At 71.6% G+C, this 23354-nt stretch carries 15 protein-coding genes; all 15 read right to left on the bottom strand.

Features of this window, described 5'->3' with window-relative positions; all coding sequences use genetic code 11:
- Window positions 1-45: 45 nt before the first annotated feature.
- Complete coding sequence (locus tag J2S71_RS04285) at window positions 46-483, bottom strand: FtsK/SpoIIIE domain-containing protein (protein WP_307388996.1); 438 nt, start codon at window positions 481-483, stop codon at window positions 46-48.
- A gap of 113 nt (window positions 484-596) precedes the next feature.
- Complete coding sequence (locus J2S71_RS04280; RefSeq protein ID WP_307388994.1) at window positions 597-1253, bottom strand: hypothetical protein; 657 nt, start codon at window positions 1251-1253, stop codon at window positions 597-599.
- Window positions 1250-2416 carry a hypothetical protein gene (locus J2S71_RS04275; protein WP_307388992.1) on the bottom strand — a complete coding sequence of 389 codons (1167 nt, stop codon included), beginning with the start codon at window positions 2414-2416 and terminating at the stop codon, window positions 1250-1252. The genes J2S71_RS04280 and J2S71_RS04275 overlap by 4 nt, the downstream gene beginning before the upstream one ends.
- A 64-nt stretch (window positions 2417-2480) precedes the next feature.
- On the bottom strand, window positions 2481-2657 hold the full coding sequence (locus J2S71_RS04270) for a hypothetical protein (protein WP_307388990.1): 177 nt from the start codon (window positions 2655-2657) through the stop codon (window positions 2481-2483).
- 43 nt (window positions 2658-2700) lie between these two features.
- Window positions 2701-4065, bottom strand: a complete 1365-nt coding sequence (locus tag J2S71_RS04265; RefSeq protein ID WP_307388988.1) for a WG repeat-containing protein — start codon at window positions 4063-4065, stop codon at window positions 2701-2703.
- Between the two features lie 231 nt (window positions 4066-4296).
- The gene (locus J2S71_RS04260) at window positions 4297-5082 is read right to left on the bottom strand and encodes a hypothetical protein (RefSeq protein ID WP_307388986.1); all 786 of its coding nucleotides are present in this window, start codon (window positions 5080-5082) and stop codon (window positions 4297-4299) included.
- 87 nt (window positions 5083-5169) lie between these two features.
- Complete coding sequence (locus J2S71_RS04255) at window positions 5170-9900, bottom strand: DUF6531 domain-containing protein (RefSeq protein WP_307388984.1); 4731 nt, start codon at window positions 9898-9900, stop codon at window positions 5170-5172.
- 90 nt (window positions 9901-9990) lie between these two features.
- Window positions 9991-10290, bottom strand: a complete 300-nt coding sequence (locus tag J2S71_RS04250; RefSeq protein ID WP_307388982.1) for a WXG100 family type VII secretion target — start codon at window positions 10288-10290, stop codon at window positions 9991-9993.
- A 42-nt stretch (window positions 10291-10332) separates the two neighbouring features.
- Entirely contained in the window at window positions 10333-10692 is a 360-nt protein-coding gene (locus tag J2S71_RS04245; protein WP_307388980.1) for a hypothetical protein, read from the bottom strand.
- Between the two features lie 129 nt (window positions 10693-10821).
- Window positions 10822-11547: a hypothetical protein gene (locus J2S71_RS04240; RefSeq protein ID WP_307388978.1), complete on the bottom strand. Its 726-nt coding sequence runs from the start codon at window positions 11545-11547 to the stop codon at window positions 10822-10824.
- A gap of 1 nt (window position 11548) precedes the next feature.
- On the bottom strand, window positions 11549-16405 hold the full coding sequence (locus tag J2S71_RS04235) for an RHS repeat-associated core domain-containing protein (protein ID WP_307388976.1): 4857 nt from the start codon (window positions 16403-16405) through the stop codon (window positions 11549-11551).
- A 10-nt stretch (window positions 16406-16415) separates the two neighbouring features.
- The gene (locus tag J2S71_RS04230; RefSeq protein ID WP_307388974.1) at window positions 16416-16787 is read right to left on the bottom strand and encodes a hypothetical protein; all 372 of its coding nucleotides are present in this window, start codon (window positions 16785-16787) and stop codon (window positions 16416-16418) included.
- Window positions 16787-17044: a hypothetical protein gene (locus tag J2S71_RS04225; RefSeq protein WP_021725369.1), complete on the bottom strand. Its 258-nt coding sequence runs from the start codon at window positions 17042-17044 to the stop codon at window positions 16787-16789. Before J2S71_RS04225 ends, J2S71_RS04230 begins: the two co-directional genes overlap by 1 nt.
- 79 nt (window positions 17045-17123) lie before the next feature.
- Window positions 17124-21671, bottom strand: a complete 4548-nt coding sequence (locus tag J2S71_RS04220; RefSeq protein WP_307388971.1) for a type VII secretion EssC family protein — start codon at window positions 21669-21671, stop codon at window positions 17124-17126.
- A 2-nt stretch (window positions 21672-21673) separates the two neighbouring features.
- On the bottom strand, window positions 21674-23335 hold the full coding sequence (locus J2S71_RS04215) for an Mbeg1-like protein (protein ID WP_307388970.1): 1662 nt from the start codon (window positions 23333-23335) through the stop codon (window positions 21674-21676).
- Between the last annotated feature and the right edge of the window lie 19 nt (window positions 23336-23354).

The raw sequence follows: 23354 nt of genomic DNA, 5'->3' as shown, positions 1-23354 counted from the left end.
GTACCTGAGATGGCACCGCGACGTCAGGCTGAGGAGCGATCCGGGCTACAGGAGCCCGATGCAGTATCGGAGGGATCTGGGCCTGGCGGCCCAGACCAAAACGGTCCAGGATTCCCACCGCAGTCCCAGGCCGAAAGCCTGGCTTGACAAAACACACTTGTAGTCCACCAGCACGAAGGAGGCCTGCTCGGGCGGGAAGGCCACGCAGGTGGAGAGGATCCAGCTCACGAGCAGCTCGCTCTTGCCCGAGCCGGTGGTGCCGGCCACCAGCCCGTGGGGGCCGTCGAAGGCCTCGTGGGGGTCCAGCACCGCGGGCATGCCGCGCGAGTCCACGCCGAAGGGGGCCGCCAGGCTCCTGGAGGCGTCGGCCCGCTCCCAGCGGGCCCCAGCCCACCCTATGACATCCTGGAAGAAGCCCGCCGCACCGAGCCCCCACAGAGGAGAGCGCCATGGACCTGCCAGGAGCCCTGACGCCTCCCACATTAGCGAATGCGACGCGCCGCAGGACGAGGGCGGACCGGACGCCAGCGGCACACGCCGAAGGCCATCGACCCCAGCCCTCTCGCAGGGCCCGGGGCCCATGACCGGGCGCTGGCCTAGAACGGCCCCCACCGCTCCTCCGGGTCCCTCCTGGGCCCCGGTGGGCCCGCGTGCAGGCGGATGGGCTGCGAGACGGCCCACACCATGGCGAACGCGAGCGACGAGGCGGCCGAGGGGGAGCAGGCCGGGGGGACGAGCCCGCAGAGGGGCACGGCCCACCACAGGAAGGGACCGGGCGCCACGAGGCAGGCGAGCAGGGAGAGGAGCAGGCCCCTCGCACGCACCCGCGCGCGCCACCCCACCCGGAGCGCCATCGCCTGCCCGGCGGCGGCGAGCGCCAGGCAGGCGGCGCCGTCCCGCCAGGGCGTCACGCCGTAGGAGGGCTCGAGCCAGCGCGGCGCCGCGGCGAGGAGCGCATGGGAGGCCGCGACCACTGCGGCCCCGCAGGCCAGGGACGCCGCCACGGCGAGGAGGCGGCCGTGCGCCCGCGGCTCCGCCCCCGCGCGCGCCGCCGCCCCGCGGGCGAGCAGGAGGGTCGTCGCCGCCCACAGGAGCGCCGCGGCGGCCGGCTCGCGCGTGGGCAGGCCGAGCCACAGGTAGAGCTCCGACCACGCCGCCCACAGCAGGCAGCCCGCCGCGAGATGGCGCCAGCCCAGGGACGCCGCCCACGCCGCGAGGCGGGCGCCGGCCCGCCTCCTACCCGACGCGCTCACCACAGCCCCCATCCCGACGTGTCCGGGCCGCCCGGGCTCGTGCGCACGGTGCCGTCCCCGTAGAGGGCTGAGCAGAACCCCGAGCCCGCGGCCACGGCCACCGCGCCGTCCCAGCCCCACAGGCGCTCCCCCGAGAGCCACACGGAGCCGTCCGAGCGCAGGGCCGCCCACGTGCCGTCCGAGCGCACGCCGTCGAAGTCCACGACGCCCCGGCACAGGGCGGCAGGGCCGAGCCCGGGGGAGAGCCCGAGGGCGCCGGCGGCGGAGTCGCCCCACAGCCCCGCGGGGAGCGCCCCGTCCCTGGCGAGGACGGACCCGTCCCCCAGCAGCGCCCACGGGGCCGGCTCGTGCCAGCGCTCGTCGGTCCCCAGGGCGACCACCGGGGCGCCCAGCTCCCCGGACGGCGGGTCCGGGAAGGCCCGCAGCCTCCCGCCGGAGACGGCGACGACCGATGCCCGGTCGGGCGTGAAGCCCATCGCGACCAGGTCGTCCACGCCCTCCCAGGAGGAGACGGCGTCGACGAGCCTCCTGCCCGCCGGGGTGTCGGAGGGCCCTCCCGAGAGGTAGTGGTCGTCCACGGAGGCGACCACGCGCCCTTCCCCCGTGAGGCCGACGGCGAAGACGCCGCACGAGTACGCCCGCTCGCACGGGGGCCAGGAGGAGACGTCGAAGTCGTAGAGGCCGCCACGCTCCCCGGACGACGGGGAGGGGGGAAGGAGGACCCTCCCCGCGGCGTCCACGGCCACCAGGCCCCTCGCGCGCGTGTCGACGGAGGGGAACACCGCGCCCACGCCCGACCAGCCGGCAACCTCCTCGTCCCTGCCCGGGCAGCGGACCGTGCCGTCCGCCATGACCACCGCGGGGTGGGGGACCTCGTCGTTGCCGCCGAACGTCACCGAGCGCGCGGGGCCCCACCCGCACGCCTGCCCGGCCCACTCGTTGCCCGCGGCGAGGACCGTGCCGCCGTCCGCGACGGCGGCGACGCTGTCGCCCCATGCGGAGAGCCTCCCCCGGTAGGGGGCCACGCGGACGCGCGCGGCGGCGACCGACGGGGACGAGGCGCCGCCGGGCGCCGTGAGCCACGCCTCGAGGGCGAGCGCCCCGGCGCCGGCTGCGCAGGCGCCGACGAAGGCGCGGCGGCCCATGGACCTTCTAGGCAACATATGACAAGAAACCCCCTCGAGGAAGACGTGCCCGAGGGACAGGGCGACATCGGCCCCGCCCCCGCTAGGGCCTTGCGTCATGCTCTATCCTCAGGTACGCCTCCAGCTCCTCCCTCAGGCGCTCCGGCACGTCCGGGCCGTTCCCGACGTTCGTCCCGTACCGCTTCACGTAGGCCACCATCTGCTCCGCGTCCCCCTCGCTGATCTCCGTGGGGCCCCTTTGATCCCTACGGTCGTCCATTCTCGCAACACGCACGGCGACGTCACGAGCGCCAAGGCGCCGCTCAGCCCGCGCTGCGCGCGGGCACGAGCCCGTCGTCGCCCGGGGAGCGGAGCTCCCCGAACGCGGGCCCCACGGCCCACGAGCCGGAGGCGTCCACGAGGCCCCAGGGGCCGCCGCCCGGCCCCTGGGCAGCGGCGAGGCCCGGGCCGAGGTCCCACAGCGCGCCGAAGGCGGGCTCGGCCGCCCACTCCCCCGTCGCGGCGTCGGCCACGCCCCACAGGCCGCCCTCGGGGTCGGAGGCGGCGACCAGGCCGGGGCCGAGGCCGGCGAGGGCCTTGGGCGAGTCGCCCCACCGGGGCGCCACCAGCCACGAGCCGTCCCCCGGCGACGCGGCCCCCCAGAGGCCCGTGCCGCCGTCCCGGGCGAACAGGGGGCCGGCGGAGGGGATGGGGGAGGGCGCGGAGGGGGGGACGAGCCACGACCACCTCGGACCCGCCTCCCAGCCGGAGAGGTCGCCCCGGAGTGTGCCCCACAGGCCGGTGCCGGGTTCCTCGGCGAGGTAGAGGTCGGCGTCGGCGAGGCGGACCACGCCCCCGAGGACCACCGTGCCCTCGTAGGCCGCCGGGACCACCACCGAGCAGTCCTGCGCGAGCAGGCCCCAGAGCCCGCCCTCCTCGAAGCCAGCGAACCGCCCGCCGAGGCCCGGCCTGAAGGTCGTCATGTCGTCGTAGCGGGGCCCCACGACCCACGAGCCGGACGCGTCGGCGACGCCCCAGGACCCGGGGCCGCTGGAGGCGGAGGCGACCAGGAGGCCCGCCTCGTTCGGCGCGTCGTAGAACCGGTCCATGACCTCACCCCCGAACCTCGGGTCCATGAGCCACGAGCCGTCCAGCGAGAGCGCGCCCCAGCCGCCGGCCGACAGGCGGGCGAGGGCGTAGGGCTCCCCGAACAGGGCGTCGGCCGGGCGGAAGGGGCCCGCGTTATTGAAGCCCCCCTCCGCGGGGGCCACCCTGTGCCCGTCCGTCCCGTAGAAGGCGAGCTCCAGCGTGCCCCTCTCCCAGTTCGTGTCGACCGCGAAGGCGCCCTGGGAGAGCTCGCAGCCGAAGTCGCCGACGATGGGGTCGAACGCCATCTCCCCGTCCTCCGTGATGAGTCCCACCAGGGGCGGGTCGTCCCTGGTGGCGGAGCCCTCGTCGCCGTACTGGACCGTCGCGAGGCCGCCCTCGAACCCGCGCGCCTCGTGCCAGCGCGGGGGCAGGGCCCACTCTCCCGAGGCGTCCACGAAGCCCCAGAGCCCCTCCGTGGACTCGGGCTCCCCCTCCCAGGGGCGCCGGGCGGCGCCCCCGGGCAGCCCGCAGCCGGCGAGCGCCGCCGCGCCGGCCAGCGCCGCCGCCCCCAGGAGCCTCCTCCTCGTCAGTGCGCGCATATGGCCCCTCCCCTGCCGTAATCGGCAGGCCCATCCCACCATCACGTCACCAGTCTAGCGCCACCGGCGACACGCCTCCCACGTCGCGAGGGCGGCCGAGCTGGCCGCCCCGGTATAGCCCGGGGGTGCCGCGCGAAGTGTACACCCGGTGGCCTTCCGCGCCGCCCTCGCCCCCTCGGGTGCAATCAGATGCGCACCCCGCCCGCCACCGCACGCGCCCCGGGGCCGCCCCTAGTACGGCGCCTCGCCGCCCACGCGCACGCCCAGGCCGTCTATCACCTGCCGGAGGGTGAAGTCGGAGGGGTCCACGCCGGCGGCGGAGAACAGGGACCGCACGTCCACGCCCTCGTAGCACCAGACGTAGCAGGCCCCCCCGTCGCAGGGCACCTCCCGCACCCACGTGGGGGCGGCGCCCCCGACGGTGAGCTCGCGCACGGCCGGGTCGACGGACACGCCGAACGCGACGGGGCGGCCCGACGTGAGGCAGGCCGCAAGGGCGTCGGCGACGACCTCGGCCGTGGTGTAGCCGTACAGGGGGTCAAATGGGGTCGACCTCTCGCCGGGCCTCGCCACGCTCGCGCCCCAGAGGCCGGTGGCGGCGTAGCGCCCGCCCTCGCGGGCGTACGTGACCATGCGGACGGCCGGGCAGCCGGGCGACCCCGAGGGCTGGACCACGAGCGCCTCGCCCGCGTCGGGGAAGTCCTCGACCACCTCGACGGCCTTGCCACCCCCCGCGTCGGCGGAGGCCGCCTCGCCTATCGTGTCGCGCCACCCCGCGCCGTCCGGCGCGGCCGCGGCCGCCCCGGCCGCCGCCTCGGACCTCTCCCCCACGGACTGGGGCAGGTCGGCCGGGGAGGACGGGACGAAGGCGCACGAGTACGCGCAGCCGCCCACCACCAGGGCGGGGACGGCGGCGGCGACCACGGCCGCGGCGACGAGGGCCTTGCGCAGCCGGCGCCGCGTGACCGTCGCGGACCCCTGCCTCTCTCTGCCACTCATCTGCATACGTCCCCTCATGGGATCCTCCTCTCAGGCACGGCGCACACGACACAGAGGATACGTCCTGAGGCCGTCCGGCATTCCAACACGATGGCAGGGCACAGCCTACCCCGCGCATGCGGCAGCGAAGGCCGGCGCCGACAGGAGCTGCCGTAGGACGTAGGCCCAACCGGCTGCCGCAGGAGCCTCGTCGACCCCCTCGACGCCCACTGCATTGTCGGCAACCGCCACGATGACCAGGACCGTCATGCCGACCAGAGCGGCCGCGTAGCCGATCTGCGGCCAGCTGAAACCCTTGCCAACGCTAGCCCTCGTCCCAATCGTCGTGCCAATGATATTCGGAAGCTTGGAGGAAACCGAGTGCTTTACCCCTACGCCGGAGTGGGAAACTTCCCATCCATATGAAGACGTGGGGCCATCACCATTTGTATAGTTAACGGAATCTGAAATTCCCCACTTCTCCCCCCAGCGCAATGACGCACTCGTCGAGACCTTGATCTTTGTACCTGGTATAGAGATTGATGGGAGGTTCAGGTTCACTCCAGTGGTCTCATTGTCTGCATTCCGCTGCACTACAATTATTCCGCCCCCTGTGTGCCGATAGGTCTCCCCACCGACCTTGACGCCGTCAATATCCACTTCCTCTTTCTTGAGCGTCCGATCGATGCCATAAACCTGCTTGTCCCAGAACTCCTGCGCGTCGTGCGCCCGGTCGCTGAACCACTTGCCCACGTCCGGCCAGCCGCCGTCGACGTCCACGAGGTTCACGGGGTCGCCGAAGCAGCACGCCCAGCGGTTGAGGGTGCGGGGGGAGGCCATGTAGCCCCGCCTCGGGTCGGGCGAGCAGAACCTCCGGGCGGAGGGGTCGTAGTCGCGCAGGCGCGCGTGGAGCAGCCCCGTCGCCGGGTCGGGCGTGTACCCCGCATAGCCGAATGCGAGGCCGTCCCAGCCGCCCTGCCCGAAGGGGTCCTCCAGGAGCGTCGTGGCGAGGTCCGACGTGGTCGCCAGCGGCGTGCCGTTGGCGTCGCTCACGAGGCAGGTGCCGCTCGACCACAGGGGCATCGCCCCGTCCGCGAGGGCGGGCCGCAGGTCGCCCTCGCGTCCCCAGCCCAGGGTGTTGCGCGTCGCGCGGAGGGGGTCTATCGCCCAGCCGAAGCTGCCGTCGGGCCCCTCCTGGCAGACGCGGTTGCCGAGCGCGTCGTAGCCGTAGGTGGTGGTGCCTCGCTCGTTCGTGGAGGAGACGAGCCTGTCGGCCGCGTCCCACGAGAGCTCGAGGACGGGGGCGCCCTCGCCGTCGGTCACGCGCGAGAGGCGCGAGCGCGCGTCCCACTCGTAGCGCCTGGTGCCCTCCGGCCCCTCGGAGCTCGCCATCCTGCCGGCCGCGTCGTAGGCGTAGGTGGTGGTACCGCGCGGCGTGCTCGCGCGGAGCACGTTGCCCAGGGCGTCGTAGTCCCAGGCGTCCCGCTCCCTGCCGTCCTCCGACACGGAAAGGAGCCTGCCCGCCCCGTCGTACGAGTAGGCGTACGAGTAGGCGAACTCGCTCGTCGCGCCGTCGCGGGTGACCGTCCGCGCCACCCTCCTGCCGAGGCGGTCGTAGGAGTAGCCCTCGGACAGGGCATCGTACCCGTCGGCGTCCCTCGCCACGAGCGAGGCCAGGTTGCCCCGCCCGTCATAGGCGTAGGAGACGCTCGTGCCATCCGAGAACTCCCTGCGCGCGATCCTCCCGGCGTCGTCGTAGGCATAGCGGACGCCCATATCGCCCTGCGTGATACCCGAGACCCTGTCGGCCCTGTCGTAGGCGTAGGTGACCTTGGGTGCCCGCGAGTGGGCCACCGAGAGCAGCCTCCCCGCCCCGTCGTACTCGTAGTCGACGGCCGTGCCGTCGCCCATGTCGGCACGGACGGGGTGCCCCAGCCCGTCGAAGCTGACCGCCACCGACGCGCCGCCGTCGCTCACCGTGGCGCGTCGCATGTCGTGGGAGAGCGAGCCCTCCCAGACGCTTCCGTCCGGCCTGGTGACGCGCATGCTCCGGCCGTCCGTGCCCACCTGCGACGTGGTGGTGCCCAGGGCGTCCTCGTGCGAGCGCAGGCTCCCGTCCCGTGCCCACGTGAAGGACTCCGTCCCGAGGGGCCCCTCGATGCGGCTCAGCCGGCCACCCTTGGTGTACGTGCGGCGCTCCTCGAGGAGGGCGGGCCCTCCCCCTCCCTCCGAGACGGAGACGGCGCTCGTGCGCCCCGCGGCGTCACGCGAGACGGAGGCGCTCACGCCGTCGGCCGCCACGCGCACGATCCTGCCCGCCCAGTCCCGCTCGAAGTGCGCCGTCTCTCCCACGGCGTTCTTGGTGGAGGTAATGGCACCTCGGGTATCGCGCCTGGCCTCGAACAGGAGGCCCTCCCCGTCGAAGGAGGCGATGGCCCTCCCGAGCGCGTCGCGGGCAATGCTAAATCCGCCCGTACGATTGTCAGAGACGGACCTCACGCGGCCATCGAAGCCGTACGCGACCGTCGACTCCGCACCAGAGGAAGCACGCGAGCGCACCGGCCTGCCCGCCTTGTCGTAGGACCATTCGACCCAGGAGCCCGCCGCGTCGGTGGCGCGGCGCAGGCGCCCCGCCTCGTCGTACTCGCACGCCAGCGTGCGGCCGTGGGAGTCCTCGCAGGACGTCATGCGCCCCGCCTCGTCGTAGGCGGCGCTCATCCACTGCCCGTCGTCGAGCTCCGCCCTGACGACGCGCCCGGCCTCGTCCCGCTCGACGCTCAGCCGATGCTCCCCCTCGGTCACACGGGCGAGGTCGCCCCGGGCGTCGTAGGCATAGGTCCGCGGGTCCTCGCCCTCGGCCTGCTCGGACGTGAGCCTGCCCTCCGCGTCCCAGCCATAGCGGACCGTCCCGGACGGCGTGACGACGCGGGTGGGCCTCCCGAGGGGGTCGCGCTCGACCCTCGTCTCCCCCTCGCCGGGCACCTGGAGCGACACGGGCTCGCGCGAGGCGTTGAGGGCGATGGACGTCCGGGTGCCATCCGGGTCGACCACGGAGAGGCCGCCCCCATCCTCGTCCCAGGAGACCGCAAACGCGTTGCCCTCCCCGTCCGTCACCGAGGTGGGGAGCCCGTCCTCGTATGAGACCGAGAGGAAGCGCCTTCCGGCGACCGTCACCCCGCTGACCCTGCGGCCGTCCCTCTCGATGTCCACGCCGGCCCCGCTCGGGAGCTCCATCCTGCTCACGTCGCCCGCGGCGTCGTAGCCCCAGCGCGTGCGGGCGCCCGCGCCGTCCAGGCGGCCCTCCCAGAGGTTCCGCTCCGTGTAGGTGTAGCGCTCGGAGACGGTACCCCTCCTGACCTCCGTGGTCCTGCCCTGCTCGTCCTGGACGAACGCCTCGCGCCCGGAGCGTGCCGACTCGTGCGCCGTGCTGCCGGTGGCGTACGAGAAGACGTCCTCGCCCTCCCCCGCCATCCGCTGGCGCGAGACGCGGCCGTGGGCGTCGTAGGACTGCCTGAGCCTCCACCTGCCCGCCGGGTCGACGACGCCGCACAGGCGGCCCTTCCCGTCGTAGGCATAGCCCCAGGTGGCACCATCCGGCTTGGTGACGGACGCCAGGAGGTCGCCCTCGTAGGCATAGCTCACCTCGCGACCGGCGTGGTCGCGGACGAGCGCGACGCGCGTCCCGGCGTAGGTGACGTCGACGTGCCTGCCGCCGCCACCGGTCTCGAGGCGGACGGGGAGCCCGGCCCCGTCGCGACGCACGACGGCGGTGACGCCCAAGGGGTCGCGCACCTCGACGAGCCTGCCGTCCCCGTCGAAGGCCCGGCTCGTGCCGTCCGGGCGCTCGAGGACGTAGGAGTCGCCCTCCCGCGTGATGGTCTCCTCCGCCTCGTCGACCGTCTTCCACACGTCGCCGTCACCGGCGGGCGCGAAGGCGCGCCGCCTGCCGTCAGGGCGCAGGTGGGTGACGAGGGCGCCGTCGAACGCCAGGCGCTCGTCGAGCGTGCTCGACCAGCCGAGGCCGAAGAGGCCCACCTCGGGGGAGTCCGAGTTGTACATCCTCTCCACCGAGGCGCCCGGCGTCCCACCCAACCTGAGGTCGAGCTCCGGGTAGATGAAGTTGCCCGTGACCATGTTGACGGGGTCGCCGCCGTAGGCGCAGCTGTTAGTGGCGAGGCCGCGCAGGGCCGCTGCCGCCCCCGCGGACTTGGCGTAGTTCGCGACGGCCTTGGCCGTGGCGTTCTCCCTCATCGCCGGCTCGTTCGGGTCGAGCTTGGCCATGCCCGAGGTGATCTTGTCCACGAGGGAAGACACGCCGCTGAGGTAGGCGTCCCAGTCCCCCGAGAACGTCTCGAGCTTTCCCTTGGCGTCCTTGACCGCGGCCTCCGCGGCGTCGTCCACGCCGAGGGAGCAGGTCCTGAGCTGAGAGAGGATGCCGCGTATGTCCGCGATCGCTGGCTCCACCCTGTCCAGCGCCTCCCCAAGGGCCGTCACGTCGCCCCTCACGCCGCCGGCGGCACCGTCGTCGAGCACGAGCCTGGCGCCGCCGGAGTCCCCCGAGCCACCCAGGGAGGCGGGGAGCGCCTCGGCCTTGCCGCGCAGCGTCCTGGCGTCCTGCGCGACGTCGTCGAGCAGGTCCCCCACCGAGGAGATATCGTCGGCCACGCCCTGCTCGACCTGGTTGGCGACGATGTCGATGCGGTGTGCCCACTCCTCCGCGGCGCCACCCCTCCACGCGTCCTTGACGCTACCGCTCGTGCTGGTGAGGCCGGCCTTCTGGTTGCCGACCTCCCGGGCGACGCTGTGGTACTTGCTCGCGGCGCTCTCGCACTCGCCTATGGTCAGCTTGATGCTCATGCACGTCTCCTTGCGCTTCGTGGTGACCGTTCCCTGGGCTGGTTCCTGCTCCGCCGGCGTGGGCCTCTCGCCTCCGCCCGAGCTGCGCGGCTACTCGGACTCCATGGAGCTTGCCGCCTTGTCGTCCGCCTCTTTGTACGTCTCGTTCGACTTTGCGATCGACCCCGACTCCGCCCTGAGGATCCGCGCGGCCGCCTGCGTGAACCTCACGAGGGTTCCCGAGGCGGCCGAGAAGACGCCGCGGCCGTCCCCCTCCCACGCGCCGAGCAGCGCGCTCGAGGCGTCGCTCAGGGACGTGGCCTGGCCGTCCATGCCATCCGCCAGCGTGCCCAGCTTGTGCGAGGCCGCGCTCAGGGCCCCGTGGTCGACCACTATCGTCTTTCCCGCCATATCCGATCCTCCGCTTCCCCGACTGCCGGGATGCAGGACAAGCTACTTGCTGCTCGCTTCCTGCTCCCTCTGCCGCTCCTCCGCTTCCTTCCTGTCCTGCTCGGCGTGGTAGGCCCTGTCCTCCTCCTGGTACGCCTTGAGCGTGGACTGCAGGTCCGCCCGCTTGGCGCGGATGTCGGACGCGATCTTGCTCCGCGCGTCGCGCACGCCCTTGGAGTAGAGGTCGCTCGTGACGCTCGCCACGGAGACCTCCACGGCCGTGCCGACCGCGCTCGCGAGGCTCCTCGTCGCCCCCTCTATGCCCGAGGCGGCGGTGTCGAGCCCGGCGAGCCTCCCCTCGGCCCGCGCGAGCGTGTTAAGGTCCGCGTTGACGTTCCCGATGTCAGAGCATCTGCATGCCATGTCGTCCGTCCTTCCTTGGTCATGAGGCGAGCCGCCTCGCCTTTGCCACTCGGCAACCCCCGGAGCCGCCCCAGGGCGCCCATCCTCGCTCCGTCCCGGAGACCACGGAGATGTCCTCGCCGATAGCGCCTACCCCATGAGCAGCACGACGATCAGAAAGAATACAACAGAGAACACGAGGATGAACGCCAGCGCGAGGAGGAGCTGCTCCCACACGGGAAGCGCCCTCATCCGGTCGTCGAAGGACTGCCGACGCTCGAGCCCGTGCGGGCCCGGCACCCCCTCCGGCAGGTCGCGCTCCAATTCCGTAGGGACCCCATGAGAGCGCACCACCTCGCCAAGTCGAGCCGAGCCATCTCCATACGCCAGGTACACCACGGGGAACGAGGCACGTTTTCTCCCGTCAGAGACGATGTAGGCCCCCTGGCCGTCGTTCGAGAACGCGAACGAGTCGAGCCTTCCCCAGGGGACGTCGAGGCTCGGCAGCAGCAGGCGCCTGAGGTGCAGGCCCTCCCCGTCGGCCGTGAGGCGCCACGTGCGGTAGTGCGCGCTCGCGAGGGCGGAGAGGGCGGCCGCCGCGAGGAAGCCGAGCTTGGCGGGCAGCTGGTCAAGGGGGTCACCACCTGTGAGCGCGGGCCCGATGAAGCCGAGCATGCCGACGAGGGCAAGCAGGATGAGGGCGGCCACGAGGAAGAACCTCCAGAGCGCAGGAGGAAGGCCGCAGGAAACGGCACCCTCCACCGGCAAAGCGGCGCGCCTCTCCTGGGACTGCTTCCCCATGCGACGAAAGAGCAGAACCATTAGCGCAACGGTAACCAGCGCTCCAACGACGCGCGAGAGGATTGGGTAGTCCACGCTACCGACCCCCTTGGGCGCACGCCACTACTGCGTACCTCGAATAGCGCTCAAGCCAATTGGAGAGGACGGCTAGCCCATTGGCAAGTTTGGACGTCATGCCAGTCTGGTCTGCCGCTAATGACATCCCCCCAGACGAGATGAATGAGAGGGCCTCTTCTAGGGTGCCATAGCCAAGGAGGTCGCGCCACTGCCCCCGTGTCGTCGCGCTCATCACAAGATCCTTGTCGATATCCTTGAAGACTTCCTCGCCTACAATCTTGTTAGTCAACGTCTCACTCACAGGAGCCGAGAGCCACTTGTCAACAGGAAGAGCCGGCCCGTTAGAAAGGGCATTCGTACCACCTGCTATTAAGGCATGTGCAGTAATCTCGTAAGGTGAGCGCCCCTGCGCGGTGCCCTCGACCAAGGCCTGGTCAGCAACATCGGTCAAGACCCCTGCCCCAAAGTTTGCGGCGACACTCACGCCGAGGGACGCCCCGCAGGTGAGGCCGGCGACACCACCAATGGCAACTCCCTCCAGCGCCTTTCCTCCCACCTTCCCCCAGTCCGGGGACTTATGCTCGATCAGCGTTTCTCTACCAAGCTCGATTGCTCCGTTCACCAAGGCTCCACCTACAGCAAAGGCAGCACCAGCCGCCAGGTTTATGAACCCTCCCGTTGGGTCAAAGTAGCGCGTGGGGTTGGACGCGGAGTAGGCGTAGCGGTTGAGCGTGTGGGGCCTGTCGGGCGCTCCTCCCACGGGGTCGGGCGACAGGAAGCGCCCGAGGCCGGGGTCGTAGAGGCGCGTGGGCGAGGCGAGCAGGCCCGTGGCCGGGTCGGCCACGTAGCCGAACGCGCCGAAGGGCACGAGCGGGTCGGACGCCAACGGCACGCCGAAGGGCATCGAGCCCAGCGCGGCGCCGAACTCCCCGCCGCGGCAGACGCGCAGCGCCTGGCCGAGCAGGTCGCACATGACCGGCTCGAGGGCGCCGCCGGCGGGGTCGACGGCGCCGACGCAGCCGGCCGGCGTCTGCAGGTAGACGCGCTCCCCCGCCCCCGTGCGCCTGCGCACGAGCGAGTGGAGGGGCACCGACGGGTCGTGCAGGTCCGCCGAGAGCCCTTCGACGCCGCGCGGGCGGCCGAGCGGGTCGCGCAGGTGCCGGCGGCGGCCGCCGCCGGCCCACTCCGTCGAGAGCGGCGCGCCCGCATCATCCAGCGAGAGCAGGGACGCGCCGGCCGGCCCCTCGACGGACGCGAGGCAGCCCGCCCCGTCGTAGGCGTAGCACGTCGTCCCGCCCTCGCCGCGCAGCTCCACGAGCCTGTCGGCGGCGTCGTAGACATACGAGGCGCCGGGCGAGGAGACCCTGTTGCCGCGGCCGTCGTAGGCGTAGCGCTCCAGCTCCTCGCCGTCGCGCGAGACGGACGTGAGACGACCTGCGGCGTCGTAGGAGAGCTCGAAGCGGCCGGACTGCCCGGGGGCACCCCAACGCTCGGCGACGAGCGCCACCAGGTCGTCGCGGCCGTCCCACTCGTACGACAGGGAGTCGCGGTGCCCGGCGGCATCCACCAGCTCCATCGACGCCAGGCGGCCCGCCGGGTCGAGCGCGATGGACTGCGACGAGCCGTCCGACCAGCGGCGGCGCGACAGGTTGCCGCGCTCGTCGTAGTCGAGCTCCACCCAGCCGCCGCCGGCCTCCACGCGCGCGAGGCGACCGAGGCCGTCGTGGTGGTAGCGAATCTCCGTGCCATCCACGTCGAGCAAGGCCCTGTTGCCGCGCTCATCGTACGCCCACCCGAGGTGCACACCGTCCGGGTGCCTCACGGCCGTGGGCCGCCCGGCGGCATCGACCTCGATGCGCGAGGTGCCGCTCCCGTCGGCGGCCTCCACGAGGTTGCCCGCCCCATCGTAGGCGTAGCGGTGCTCCCCGGCGGGGCCACGGTCGGCCACCGCGCGCCCCATGGCGTCGTACGCCCACTCGTGCACGACGCCGCCGTCGTCCCTGCGACAGACGTTGCCCGCCGCGTCGTACTCGAAGCGGGACACGCGCCCCGTGGGGTCCTCGATCGACGTGATGCGCCCGAGGGAGTCGCGCACGTACCTGGCGGGGCCCGCATTGCCGGGCCTCAGCACCTCGGCGGCCTCGCCCGCGGGGTCCAGGACGCTCGCCGTCCTGTTGCCCGCCGCGTCCGTGACGGCCGAGAACGTGCCGTCCGTCCCATAGGAGAAGCGCAGCTCGCCGTCGATGCCGTCCTCGGACACCCTGTTGCCCGCCGCGTCCAGCCGCCAGCGGTACCCGCGCCCGAGCGAGTCCTCCCGGGAGACGAGCCTGCCGCGCCCGTCGTACGCAAAGTCGATAGTGTAGTCATCATTCACGATGAGGCGCGCCTGGCGCCCTGCCGCGTCGTACTCGTACCGGACGCTCGAGCCGTCCGCGAACCTCCTCTCGGAGAGCCTGCCCTGCGCGTCATACGAGCGCTCCTCCCCATCGCGGGGCCCCTGGGCCGAGGTGAGTCGTCCCGCCGCGTCCCATGTGTAGGCGTTCGTGCCGGCAGGCCCCTCGATGCCGACGATGTTGTCGTCAGCATCGAGGCTCAGCCCCGTCCTCTCGCCACTTGGCAGCGTGAGGGCGGCGAGGCGCATCGCCGCGTCGTAGCCGAAGCTCGTCTTACCCCCGTCCGGCCAGGTGAGGGAGAGGAGCTCCCCGCGGGGGCCGTACTCCCACCGCACCTCGGAGCCGTCCGGTTCCGTCTCGGAACTGACCCTGCCCGCGGCGTCGCGTCGCGCGCACGTCCTCTGCCCGAGGGCGTCCGTGTGCGCGACCGCCCTGCCGGAGGCGTCGCGCTCCCACGTCTCGGTCCCCCCGCCCAGAGGTTCGTGCGCCATGAGACGGCAGCGGGCGTCCCACCGCCAGCGCTCCGTCGAACCATTGGGTCTCGTCACGGACGCCAGGTTGCCCCAGGCATCCCACTCGTATCGGGTGACGTGCCCCCCTTCGTCCACGAAGCGCGCGGGCAGCCTCGAGGAGCCGGCGTAGTCCCACGACTGCGACGAGCCGTCGGCGAACGTGACGCGCACGAGCCTGCGCATGGCGTCCCACCGCAGCCCCATCGTCGATCCCGAGCCATCGGAGACCTGCACGGGCAGTCCCCGTTCATCGGACGTGGAGCGGAGGGTCACGTTCCCGTCCACCTCGACGCTCCTCGGAAGCATGCCGTCGTCCCACATCGTACGGGCCTCGCGGCCGGTGGGGTCGCGCAGGGAGGTCGCCCTGCCGGAGCGGTCGCGCGACCACGACCAGGACGCCCCGCTGGGCGCCCTCAGCCCCGTCAGGTAGTCGCGCGCGTCGTAGGAGCGCGCCCTTGCGAGGCCGAGCTCGTTGACGCTGAGCGTACTGCGTCCCGCGGAGTCGCTGCGATGGAGCGTCACCGAGCCGTCGCGCTCGGTGACCTCGACGGTGTCCCCGTCCCAGCGGTAGGAGACCTCGCCCCCCGGCAGCAGCTGGGAGAGCACCCGCCCGTCCTGGTCATAGGCGTTCGAGCAGATGAGGCGTCCCTCCTCGTCGCGGAGCTCCGCCAGCAGATCCCCCTCGTTGGAGAAGGCGATCGCTGCTCCGGTCTCGTCCACGATGCCCGCAAGCATGCCGCCCGCGTCGTAGGAGAGGGAGACGGAGCGTCCCGTGTCATCGGAGACGGACTCGAGCCTGCCTTCGTCACCATACGAGAACGACAGGGTCAGCTCGCGCACGATGGCCCGACGGACCCTCCCCTCAGGATCTCGCTCGAGCGTCGTCGCCCTCCCGAACGCGTCGACGATGGAACCGAGCCCACCATGCTCGTCGAAGTACCACTGCTCCCCACGACGGTCCTCGAGCCTCCACCCCTTGCCGAAGCGGGACATGTACTCGTCCCGGCCGCGCGACTCGGACCAGACCCCCTCGGAGATGGCGACGAACCTCTCGGTCGAGCCATCCCCCCAGGTGACGGTGATGCCGTCCGGCCCATCCTCGAGTGACGCCTCCAGGCTGTGGCGCCAGCCGGGCCCCAGCGCGCCTGCCTCGCGTCTAAGGGAGTTGTAGGTGAGCGTAAGCGCGGGCCTGCCACCGTAGAGGAAGTACCCTCTCGCCCACGTGAAGTTCCCGTTGACAAGGCTCACGGGGTCGCCGCCATACTCCGTGTTCTCGTCGCTGCCCTGCTGCCCATCGGACGCGCTGTTGGCGATGGTCTCGGCAACCTTGGCCGTCTTCTTGTCAAGGTCGGCAAACGTACTGTCATCGAGCTCGCCCCAGCTGTTGGTCTCGGAGTTCCAGCCTGCGGCCGAGATCGCTCCCATGGCTTTCTGGGCCGTGTCGATGAGGTCGGAGAGGTCGACGTCCCCATAGATGCCGTTCGTCTGCTCGCAGTACTGGTAGATGCGCGAGAGCATCGCGCCCGCCTCGCTGGCGGCCTGCTCCTGCTCGGCCCTGTCCGACTTGTAGGAGGCCTCCTGCTCGTCAGAGCATCCCTCGTCGGAGCTCGCGGCCTGGCTGTGGTCGGAGTCGAGCTTTTCGATGGCGGAGTTCGCGGCGTCCTGCTTCTGCTTCCACTCGTCCTCGCTCACCTTGTCCACGCCCCCGAAGAAGCCCGAGAGCGCCCCGGAGACCTGCGTGTCGATCTGCGAGACTCGTGCGGCGGCCGTGCTCAGCGCCGTCAGCACCGACGCGTATGCCGCAAAGCGCTTCTTGGCCGCCGCATACCCGGCCCCCGAGAGTCCGTCGTCCCCAACGAGTCCGTTAATGGCCTCGACACGCGACTTGGCCTCCTCGCACAGGTCGCCTATGCCCTTGTCCTTGCCGTCTATCTGTCCCATGACGGCGTTCGGCCTAATCTCGATTCCCACGTCAGTCTCCTCAGTCTTGCGTATGGGTGGTATCGTTCACAAGCGCTCTCATGCGAGCGGCTATCCCGTCGTAGCGGGCGTCAAGTAGGGAGATCCTTGCGCGCCCCCTCTCGGCTTCCGCCTCATGGGCTCGCTCGAGCTTCACGCACGCATCGCGGTGCAGCTCCTCAAGGCAGGCGTGCGACATCCTGAACCATGGGTCGCAGGGTATCCTCGCACCCATCTCCTCTATGAGCAAGCCACGCCGGGCGATCGATGCGTCCTCGTCCTCATGCCTCGCCCGCATCGCAACAATCCCGGCATGCGCGGCATCCATCTCTGCATCGATGCGACGCAGATCGCCGCGCAGCGCGTCCACCTCCCTCTCGTAGCTCCCTTCCATCAGAAGTTCTCCGCACTGTTCTGGTCGGCTTGGCTGATCGCGTTGCCGGCGGCCTCCAGATTGTCCGCATCCGCCGAGAGCCCCTCGAACGCCTTGCCGGCAATGGAGAAGACCTGCTGCGCCGTGGAGGTGACCCCCGCCTCGGCCTGCGTGTTGTCATCGCCCACGCTATCCACCGTGGGCGCCGACCAGGATGACTTCATTGCCTGCGCGTGCTGCTGTGCCTGCCCATTTTGGGCGATCGTTCCATCCGCCATACAAGTCTCCATTCCACTCGTTTCCCTCTATCGCCTCACGCCCCTGCCCCGTGTGGCGTTCTCGCCGGTATGTCCCCTCCTATGGGCCCCAATCATCATCGGAGACGGCCACGAACTTCGACGGCCTCGCCTGGGCGTCGCGTATGTAGCAACCCCCACCCTCGCCCATGTTCTCCCTCAGCTGAGAGGCCGGTGTGACCACCTGAAGCGCATAGGCGCTTGCCAGCCCCGTCCCAAGCCATATCACGCCATTGCGGAACATCAGGCGCTGACCCCACTGATGCGCCTGTATAGCATTCAGGTCAGAGGCGGATGCTGCCGCAAGCAGCAGCATGTCCCCGCGCCCGCCATCGCACACGGCCGAGGCCAGCTGGGCCTCGGCCGGCCCATCAAAGGCACTACGGGCATCCGGTACCAGCACGAGGCGCTTCCCGCCATCTCCCTCATGCGAGCCGAGCGTCATGGCGGCGGGACTGGAAACCGCCCACCATGGAACGGCGCCCAAGATGCCGGCCGGGTCGACGATGACGACATCCCACCCGCGCTCGTGGGCAACCGCCGCGCACGCCTGCATGAACGGGATGCACTGAAACGCCTGAGTCGCACACACGAGGTTGGCATGCTCTCTGCTTCTCCCAAGGACTACGGGCATGAAGTCATCACCCATGATGCCCACCGGCAGTCCGCTGCCATAGTCGCCCCGTGGGAGGAGGGACGGCGTGAGCACTTCGGGAAGGGTGGGAACCCGCCTTGTCGCAGTGGAGCCCCACCTGTCAATCTCATCCGCAACGCGTTCGGAGATCGCCGCCTGAACGGGCACGCCCTCCCCACAGGCATAGGCACACTGGAACATGTAGAGGTCGTCACCCTGCCGCACGAGTCCCCGGCCATTGCCCTCCGGAAGGGCAGCGCCACGGATGCTGCCGAGTATCGCAAGGTAGTCGGACTCATCGGCAAGCGCCATCACGAGGGACTGGCCCACGTTTGCCCGCATGCGGAAACGCACGTCGCGCTGGGTGTCCGCGAGCAGTACGAAATGTATCCCGTAGCGTGGCCCCTCGCGCATGAGCGAGTCGAGCCGGTCCTCGACGCTCGGGACGAGCTCGAAGAGCTCCGCAACCCCGTTGAGCACGACCGCGATGGAGTACATCCGATCGGCGCCTTCGTGCTGCGCATTGTAGTCGTCCAGCCCCGCATAGCCCCTCCCGAGCGCGGCGCGCCGGTCCGACATGGTCTTTCGCAGGTACTTGAAGAGGTTGGAGACCCTTTCCGCATCATTGGCGGGCATGGCGTCGGGCACCTGCGGGGCGCCGCCGAACGCGAGCAGCGCGCCGGCACCCGCGTCAACGACGTACGCACACGCCTCGTCCGGATCGACGTCCAACATGTTCCACAGCAGGGAGACGGCAAGGTCCTCCTTGCCTGACGAGGCGTGGCCATAGATGGCCACGTTGCCCTCCCGGGAGAGCGGCAGCGTGAGGGCACGCTTCTCCTGGCGGGCCGGGTCGTCGAGCTCGCCCACGAGGGGGTCGAGCTCCCAGGGGGCGTCGCCGGAGCGGGCGTTCGGGTAGCGGGACCTGAGGGCCTCCACCGTGGGGTGCGGCTCCAGGGGGTCGAGCCAGAGCCTGCGGGCGGCCCTGCCGCCCGCGGCGCGGCGCAGCTCGCCCAGCACGGCGTCGAGCTCGGTCAGGCCGGCGGCGGCCCGCGCGCCGGCGGGGGCCGGCGGCTGGAGCGCGGCCACCGGGGCTCCCGGGGAGCCGGCGGCCTCCACGGCGCGGTCGCCGCCGGCGCCGGCGGGGTCGTAGGGGCCGCCCGCCCAGGCGGCCTGGGCCTGGAGCAGCCGCTCGTCGTAGCCCACGAGCAGGATGAGCCTGCCGGCGCCCTCCAGCGCCGCGGCGTCCGGGCGCCTCACCATCTCCTTGGAGTCGGCGGCGTCGGCCACCCGCAGGCACGCGCGGAAGCGGGAGTTGGCCTGGATCTGGTCGGTGACCACGCCCGTGGGGCGCTGCGTGGCCAGCACCAGGTGCACGCCCAGCGAGCGCCCGATGCGCGCGGCCGACACCAGGGCGTCCAGGAACTCGGGCTCCTGCTGCCTGAGCTCGGCGAACTCGTCGGCCACCACGAAGAGGTGGGGCATGGGCTCGGCCACGTCGCCGGCCGCCCAGTGGCGCTGGTAGGAGGAGACGTCCATGGCGGCGTCGCCCGTCGCGCGCTTGGCCCCGGCGAGCATCCGCTGGCGGCGCACGAGCTCGGCGCGGATGGAGGCCAGGCTCCTGGCCACCGACGCCCCGTCCAGGTTGGTGACGGTGCCCGCCAGGTGCGGCAGCCCCGCGCCCTCCCGCGAGAAGGCGTCGGCCAGGCCGCCGCCCTTGTAGTCCACCAGCACGAAGGAGGCCTGCTCGGGCGGGAAGGCCACGCAGGTGGAGAGGATCCAGCTCACGAGCAGCTCGCTCTTGCCCGAGCCGGTGGTGCCGGCCACCAGCCCGTGGGGGCCGTCGAAGGCCTCGTGGGGGTCCAGCACCGCGGGCATGCCGCGCGCGTCCACGCCGAAGGGGGCGGCCAGGCTCCTCGAGGCGTCGGCCCGCTCCCAGCGGGCCCCCACGGAGAGGTCGGCCGCGTCGCGCACGCCGAGCATCTCCAGGAAGCCCAGGGAGGACGGCAGGGCGAAGGCGGCGTCGCCGGCGCCCAGGCCCACGCGGGCCAGCGCCGAGGCGGCCCGCGCCGCCTCGGCGGGCGTGACCGGCGCGTCCATGGCGAGGTCCACGAGCGTGGAGGAGGCGTCCTCGCGCGCGTAGAGCCTGCCCTCCCGGGGCCCCACCTCCGCCACGCGCACGGTCTCGGAGGGCAGCCCCGCCACGTCCGGCGCCAGGAACACCAGGGAGACGCCGAGGTCCTTCTCGGCCTCAAGCAGGTCCGCCACCACGTCGGAGGCCTCCCAGAGGCCGCGGTCGGAGCACAGGAGCAGGCAGCGGCCGCCCTCGGCACCGCCGCGCCTGCCGGCGGCCTCGCGGGCGAGCAGCGCGCCCAGCTCGCGCACGCCAGCGGCGTCCGTGGCCACCAGGCGCATGCGGCCGTCGGCGGAGAGGGTGTGCGGCAGCTGCGCGAGGAAGCCCCACTCGTCGCGCTCGCCCTCGCCCACGATGGCGGCGATGCGCACGTCCGTGGGGGCGTAGAGCGCCGCGGCCTGCAGCACGAGCGAGCGCGCGAGCGCCCAGCGGCTGGCGGGGTCGCCCGCCACGCCCAGCGTGCGATCCTCCAGGAGGTCCACCGCCACGGGCACGTCCTCCAGCATCGGCGGGCGGTCGGAGAGCCGGCGCGCCATCTCCACCAGGTCATCCGCGTCCAGCGAGAAGCGCATCTCGGGCCAGCGGAAGTCCGCCTCCAGGGGCAGGGTGCCCGTGCCCACGCGCAGCTGCATGAAGTCCGCGTCGCGCGAGCCGCGGCCCATGAGGCGCTCATCGCGGCCGTGGACCCAGCCCAGGCACGTGCGCGCGTCCACGCGATTCTCCCGCAGGATCGCGGACTGCTCCCGCCCGTCCTTGATGAAGGTGCGCTCCAGCGCGGCGAGGTAGTCGGAGTAGGCCGAGCGCCGGTGCGCCTCCTCGCGCACCGCCTTGCGCCGCTCGTAGCGGCGGGCGATGAGGGGCCACAGCACCATGCCGCCCATCATGGAGACGCACATGGCGATGGAGGGTGCCGATGAGAGCACGTCCGCGCCGCCCATGATGCGCGACACGGCGCTGGCCGCCATGAAGATGGACGCCAGGCCCATCAGGAAGGAGGGGCCCATCTTCATGATGGCCGGGGAGTCGTCCGGCTTGTGCACGGCCGGGGGCTCCTCCACGTTGTAGGCGCGCCGCTGCACAGAGCGCACCACGCGTGGCGCGGGCCAGAACTCCCGCTGCGCGGGGATGCGGTCGGCGGGGGTCGCCTCCGGAGCGCGCCGCACCAGCTCCGCGTGGCGTATGGGGACGGCCAGCCCCTCCAGGGCCTCCGTGAGCCCCTGGGGCGCGTTGAGCGAGAGGAAGCCCCGCCCCACCTGCACGCACAGGTCGAGCACCTGGACCACGTCGCCCGGCGCCAGCTGCCGCGAGGCGCCGCCGGCCAGCAGCGCGCCGTTCACGAAGGTGCCGTTGGTGCTGCCCAGGTCGCGCACGGTAAAGACGCCCGAGCGGCACCTGAGCTCCGCGTGGCGTTGCGAGACCCAGCGGGAGGCGTAGCGCAGCTGGCACCCCTCGTCGCCGCCTATGAGCAGCTCGCAGTCCCCCGTGAGCGCCATCTTGTGGAAGCGGCGCGCACCCGGGTCGCACGAGCGCAGGTAGACGATGCACGCCTCGCCCGTGCGGGCGTCCGTGAGCGTGGCCGTGGCCGTGGCGCTGCCCGCCGAAAGCAGCAGCTCCTCCGCCTCGGAGCCGTCCTCCAGAAGCAGCGTCGACGAGCCCAGCGGGGTCAGCCGCACGCCGCCCTCCGCCGCCGAGAGGCGCGCGAGGGCACTCTCGCGCACGGTCTCGCCCGTGGCCGAGAGGTAGCGCTCCGCCTTGTCCGATGCGTCGAGCGTGCAGGCGAAGCGCCTGCCGCCCGCCACCATGACGACGGTCCACCAGGGATCCGCCAGGGTCGCTGCCACGCTCACTGGGCTCCTTCCCCGAGGATCTGGCCAAGCGCCTCGGTGGCACCATCCAGGTCCTCGGCGATGGCAGATGCGTTCGTCCCCATGGTACCATCCAGCTCCGCGGCCTTCTGGAACGCCTCCTCGATCTTCTGGGCGTTCACGCCGTTCATGTCGATCTGCTTGCGAAGGTAGCCGTCGATGTCGCTCTGGCAGTTCTCCGCTGTGAGGCCACCGCCCAGCGACTCGATCCGGTACCAGACGTCCCAGTGGGTTGGGTCCCAGACCTCCTCCTCATCGACCTCCTGGACGATGGAGAGCAGCTTCTCCTTGTACTCGTCGCTCCAGTCGCGCACGAGCGACTGCCTCACCTGGATGGTGGTCGCCTGCTCCCCCGCGGCAACGTGGGCATCTATCCTCGCGCAGTCCGTTGCGTAGGCCGAGGCGTACGCGCGGGCCCACTCCCCGCCGCCACCCGTGGCGCCCGCCGGCGACGCGCCCGCACCATTGCTGGCAGACACAATTGTCGCGATGATGCCAGAGTCGCATCCCAGTCGAACCAGCACGGCGGCAGCGGCGTTGACGCCCGTGCCGACGCCGCTCGAGGCAAGCGCCCCGTCATTGGCGCCGTCGGTTCCAGCCAGCTGCTCAAGCAGGCGCTGCGTTCCTGGGTACCTCGTGAGGACCGCCATGAGCGCGGCAACCTTCTCGGGATCGTCCAGCGCCTCGGACTGCCTGCCCTCGGCGCAGTCGCTCAGGAACTCGATGACCAGGGCCTGCATGTCGGCAGGGACGTTCTCGGACACCCATGTCGTGAAGTCGTTGATGGTGCGGGAGTAGTCGGTCCGCGTGCCCGTGAGGTCGAGCGACAGGTCTGTGTCCGAGGAGAAGAGGTTGAGGGGCGCATGGTTGGATAGCTGGAAGTTGCCGTCCCCGCGCAGCAGCGTCTGGAGGAGTCCCGTGATGCCCTGGGCCTGGGAGCCGCCGTTGGTGTAGTGCGTGTCCCCAGCAATGGGCGCCATGAGGGCACTCACATAGTCGCCCTCCTGGTTGTAGGCATGGATCCTGCCCCGTACGGCAGCGATGCGCTCCTCGTACTTCCTGAGGAACGGGTTGCCAAAGCCCTGGCCGTCAAAGGAGTAGCACTCGTCCACGCGGCCGTCCACCACGGTAACGTACTGCGCCTTGTTGCCGCCCTTGGAATGTCCCGTCACAACGACATGCTGGCCACCATACAGCGCCAGCATCTCGTCAAGGTAGGCCTCGGCACGTCGCTGGGAATCCGTGTCCGCCTCGTTGAGGCCCTCGAAGTCGTCGCGCCACTCCCCGTGCTCGCCATCCGTACCCCTATAGACCACGTAGAGCGTCCCGTCGCCATCGGTGAGGGCCATGCAGTGGCTCGTCTGCGTGGTCCTGCCTTCCACGGGAACACCGGGCGACGTGAAGTCGCACACCGTGAGGTCGGACAGACGCGAGTCAGAGGAGACGGCCTGCCTCAGGGCATCGTAGCCGTCAGGGGTCGTCCACTCGTCCCCACCGTCCGCAGGCATGGACGCGACGACGTCGCCAAGGGTCACCGGTCTATTGCCGGCCCCATCGAGCGCACGTGCGCATGCATTCTGGAACTCAGACTGGTATATCAGGGTACTGAGCTGGGCAAGCTCATCTGGACGCAGCGACATGCTTCTCACTTCCCCCAAT

Origin of the sequence: Olsenella profusa DSM 13989 (assembly GCF_030811115.1) — a bacterium.
Classification (GTDB): Bacteria; Actinomycetota; Coriobacteriia; order Coriobacteriales; family Atopobiaceae; genus Olsenella_F; species Olsenella_F profusa.
Note: the sequence above shows the minus strand (reverse complement) of the source record. Positions and strands in the feature narration are given on the sequence as shown.

Bases quoted from the DNA above. Each gene is read 5' to 3' on its own strand.
- J2S71_RS04285 (WP_307388996.1), bottom strand. From the start codon at position 483: ATGTGGGAGGCGTCAGGGCTCCTGGCAGGTCCATGGCGCTCTCCTCTG.
- J2S71_RS04275 (WP_307388992.1), bottom strand. From the start codon at position 2,416: ATGTTGCCTAGAAGGTCCATGGGCCGCCGCGCCTTCGTCGGCGCCTGC.
- J2S71_RS04270 (WP_307388990.1), bottom strand. From the start codon at position 2,657: ATGGACGACCGTAGGGATCAAAGGGGCCCCACGGAGATCAGCGAGGGG.
- J2S71_RS04265 (WP_307388988.1), bottom strand. From the start codon at position 4,065: ATGCGCGCACTGACGAGGAGGAGGCTCCTGGGGGCGGCGGCGCTGGCC.
- J2S71_RS04260 (WP_307388986.1), bottom strand. From the start codon at position 5,082: ATGAGGGGACGTATGCAGATGAGTGGCAGAGAGAGGCAGGGGTCCGCG.
- J2S71_RS04255 (WP_307388984.1), bottom strand. From the start codon at position 9,900: ATGAGCATCAAGCTGACCATAGGCGAGTGCGAGAGCGCCGCGAGCAAG.
- J2S71_RS04250 (WP_307388982.1), bottom strand. From the start codon at position 10,290: ATGGCGGGAAAGACGATAGTGGTCGACCACGGGGCCCTGAGCGCGGCC.
- J2S71_RS04245 (WP_307388980.1), bottom strand. From the start codon at position 10,692: ATGGCATGCAGATGCTCTGACATCGGGAACGTCAACGCGGACCTTAAC.
- J2S71_RS04230 (WP_307388974.1), bottom strand. From the start codon at position 16,787: ATGGAAGGGAGCTACGAGAGGGAGGTGGACGCGCTGCGCGGCGATCTG.
- J2S71_RS04225 (WP_021725369.1), bottom strand. From the start codon at position 17,044: ATGGCGGATGGAACGATCGCCCAAAATGGGCAGGCACAGCAGCACGCG.
- J2S71_RS04215 (WP_307388970.1), bottom strand. From the start codon at position 23,335: ATGTCGCTGCGTCCAGATGAGCTTGCCCAGCTCAGTACCCTGATATAC.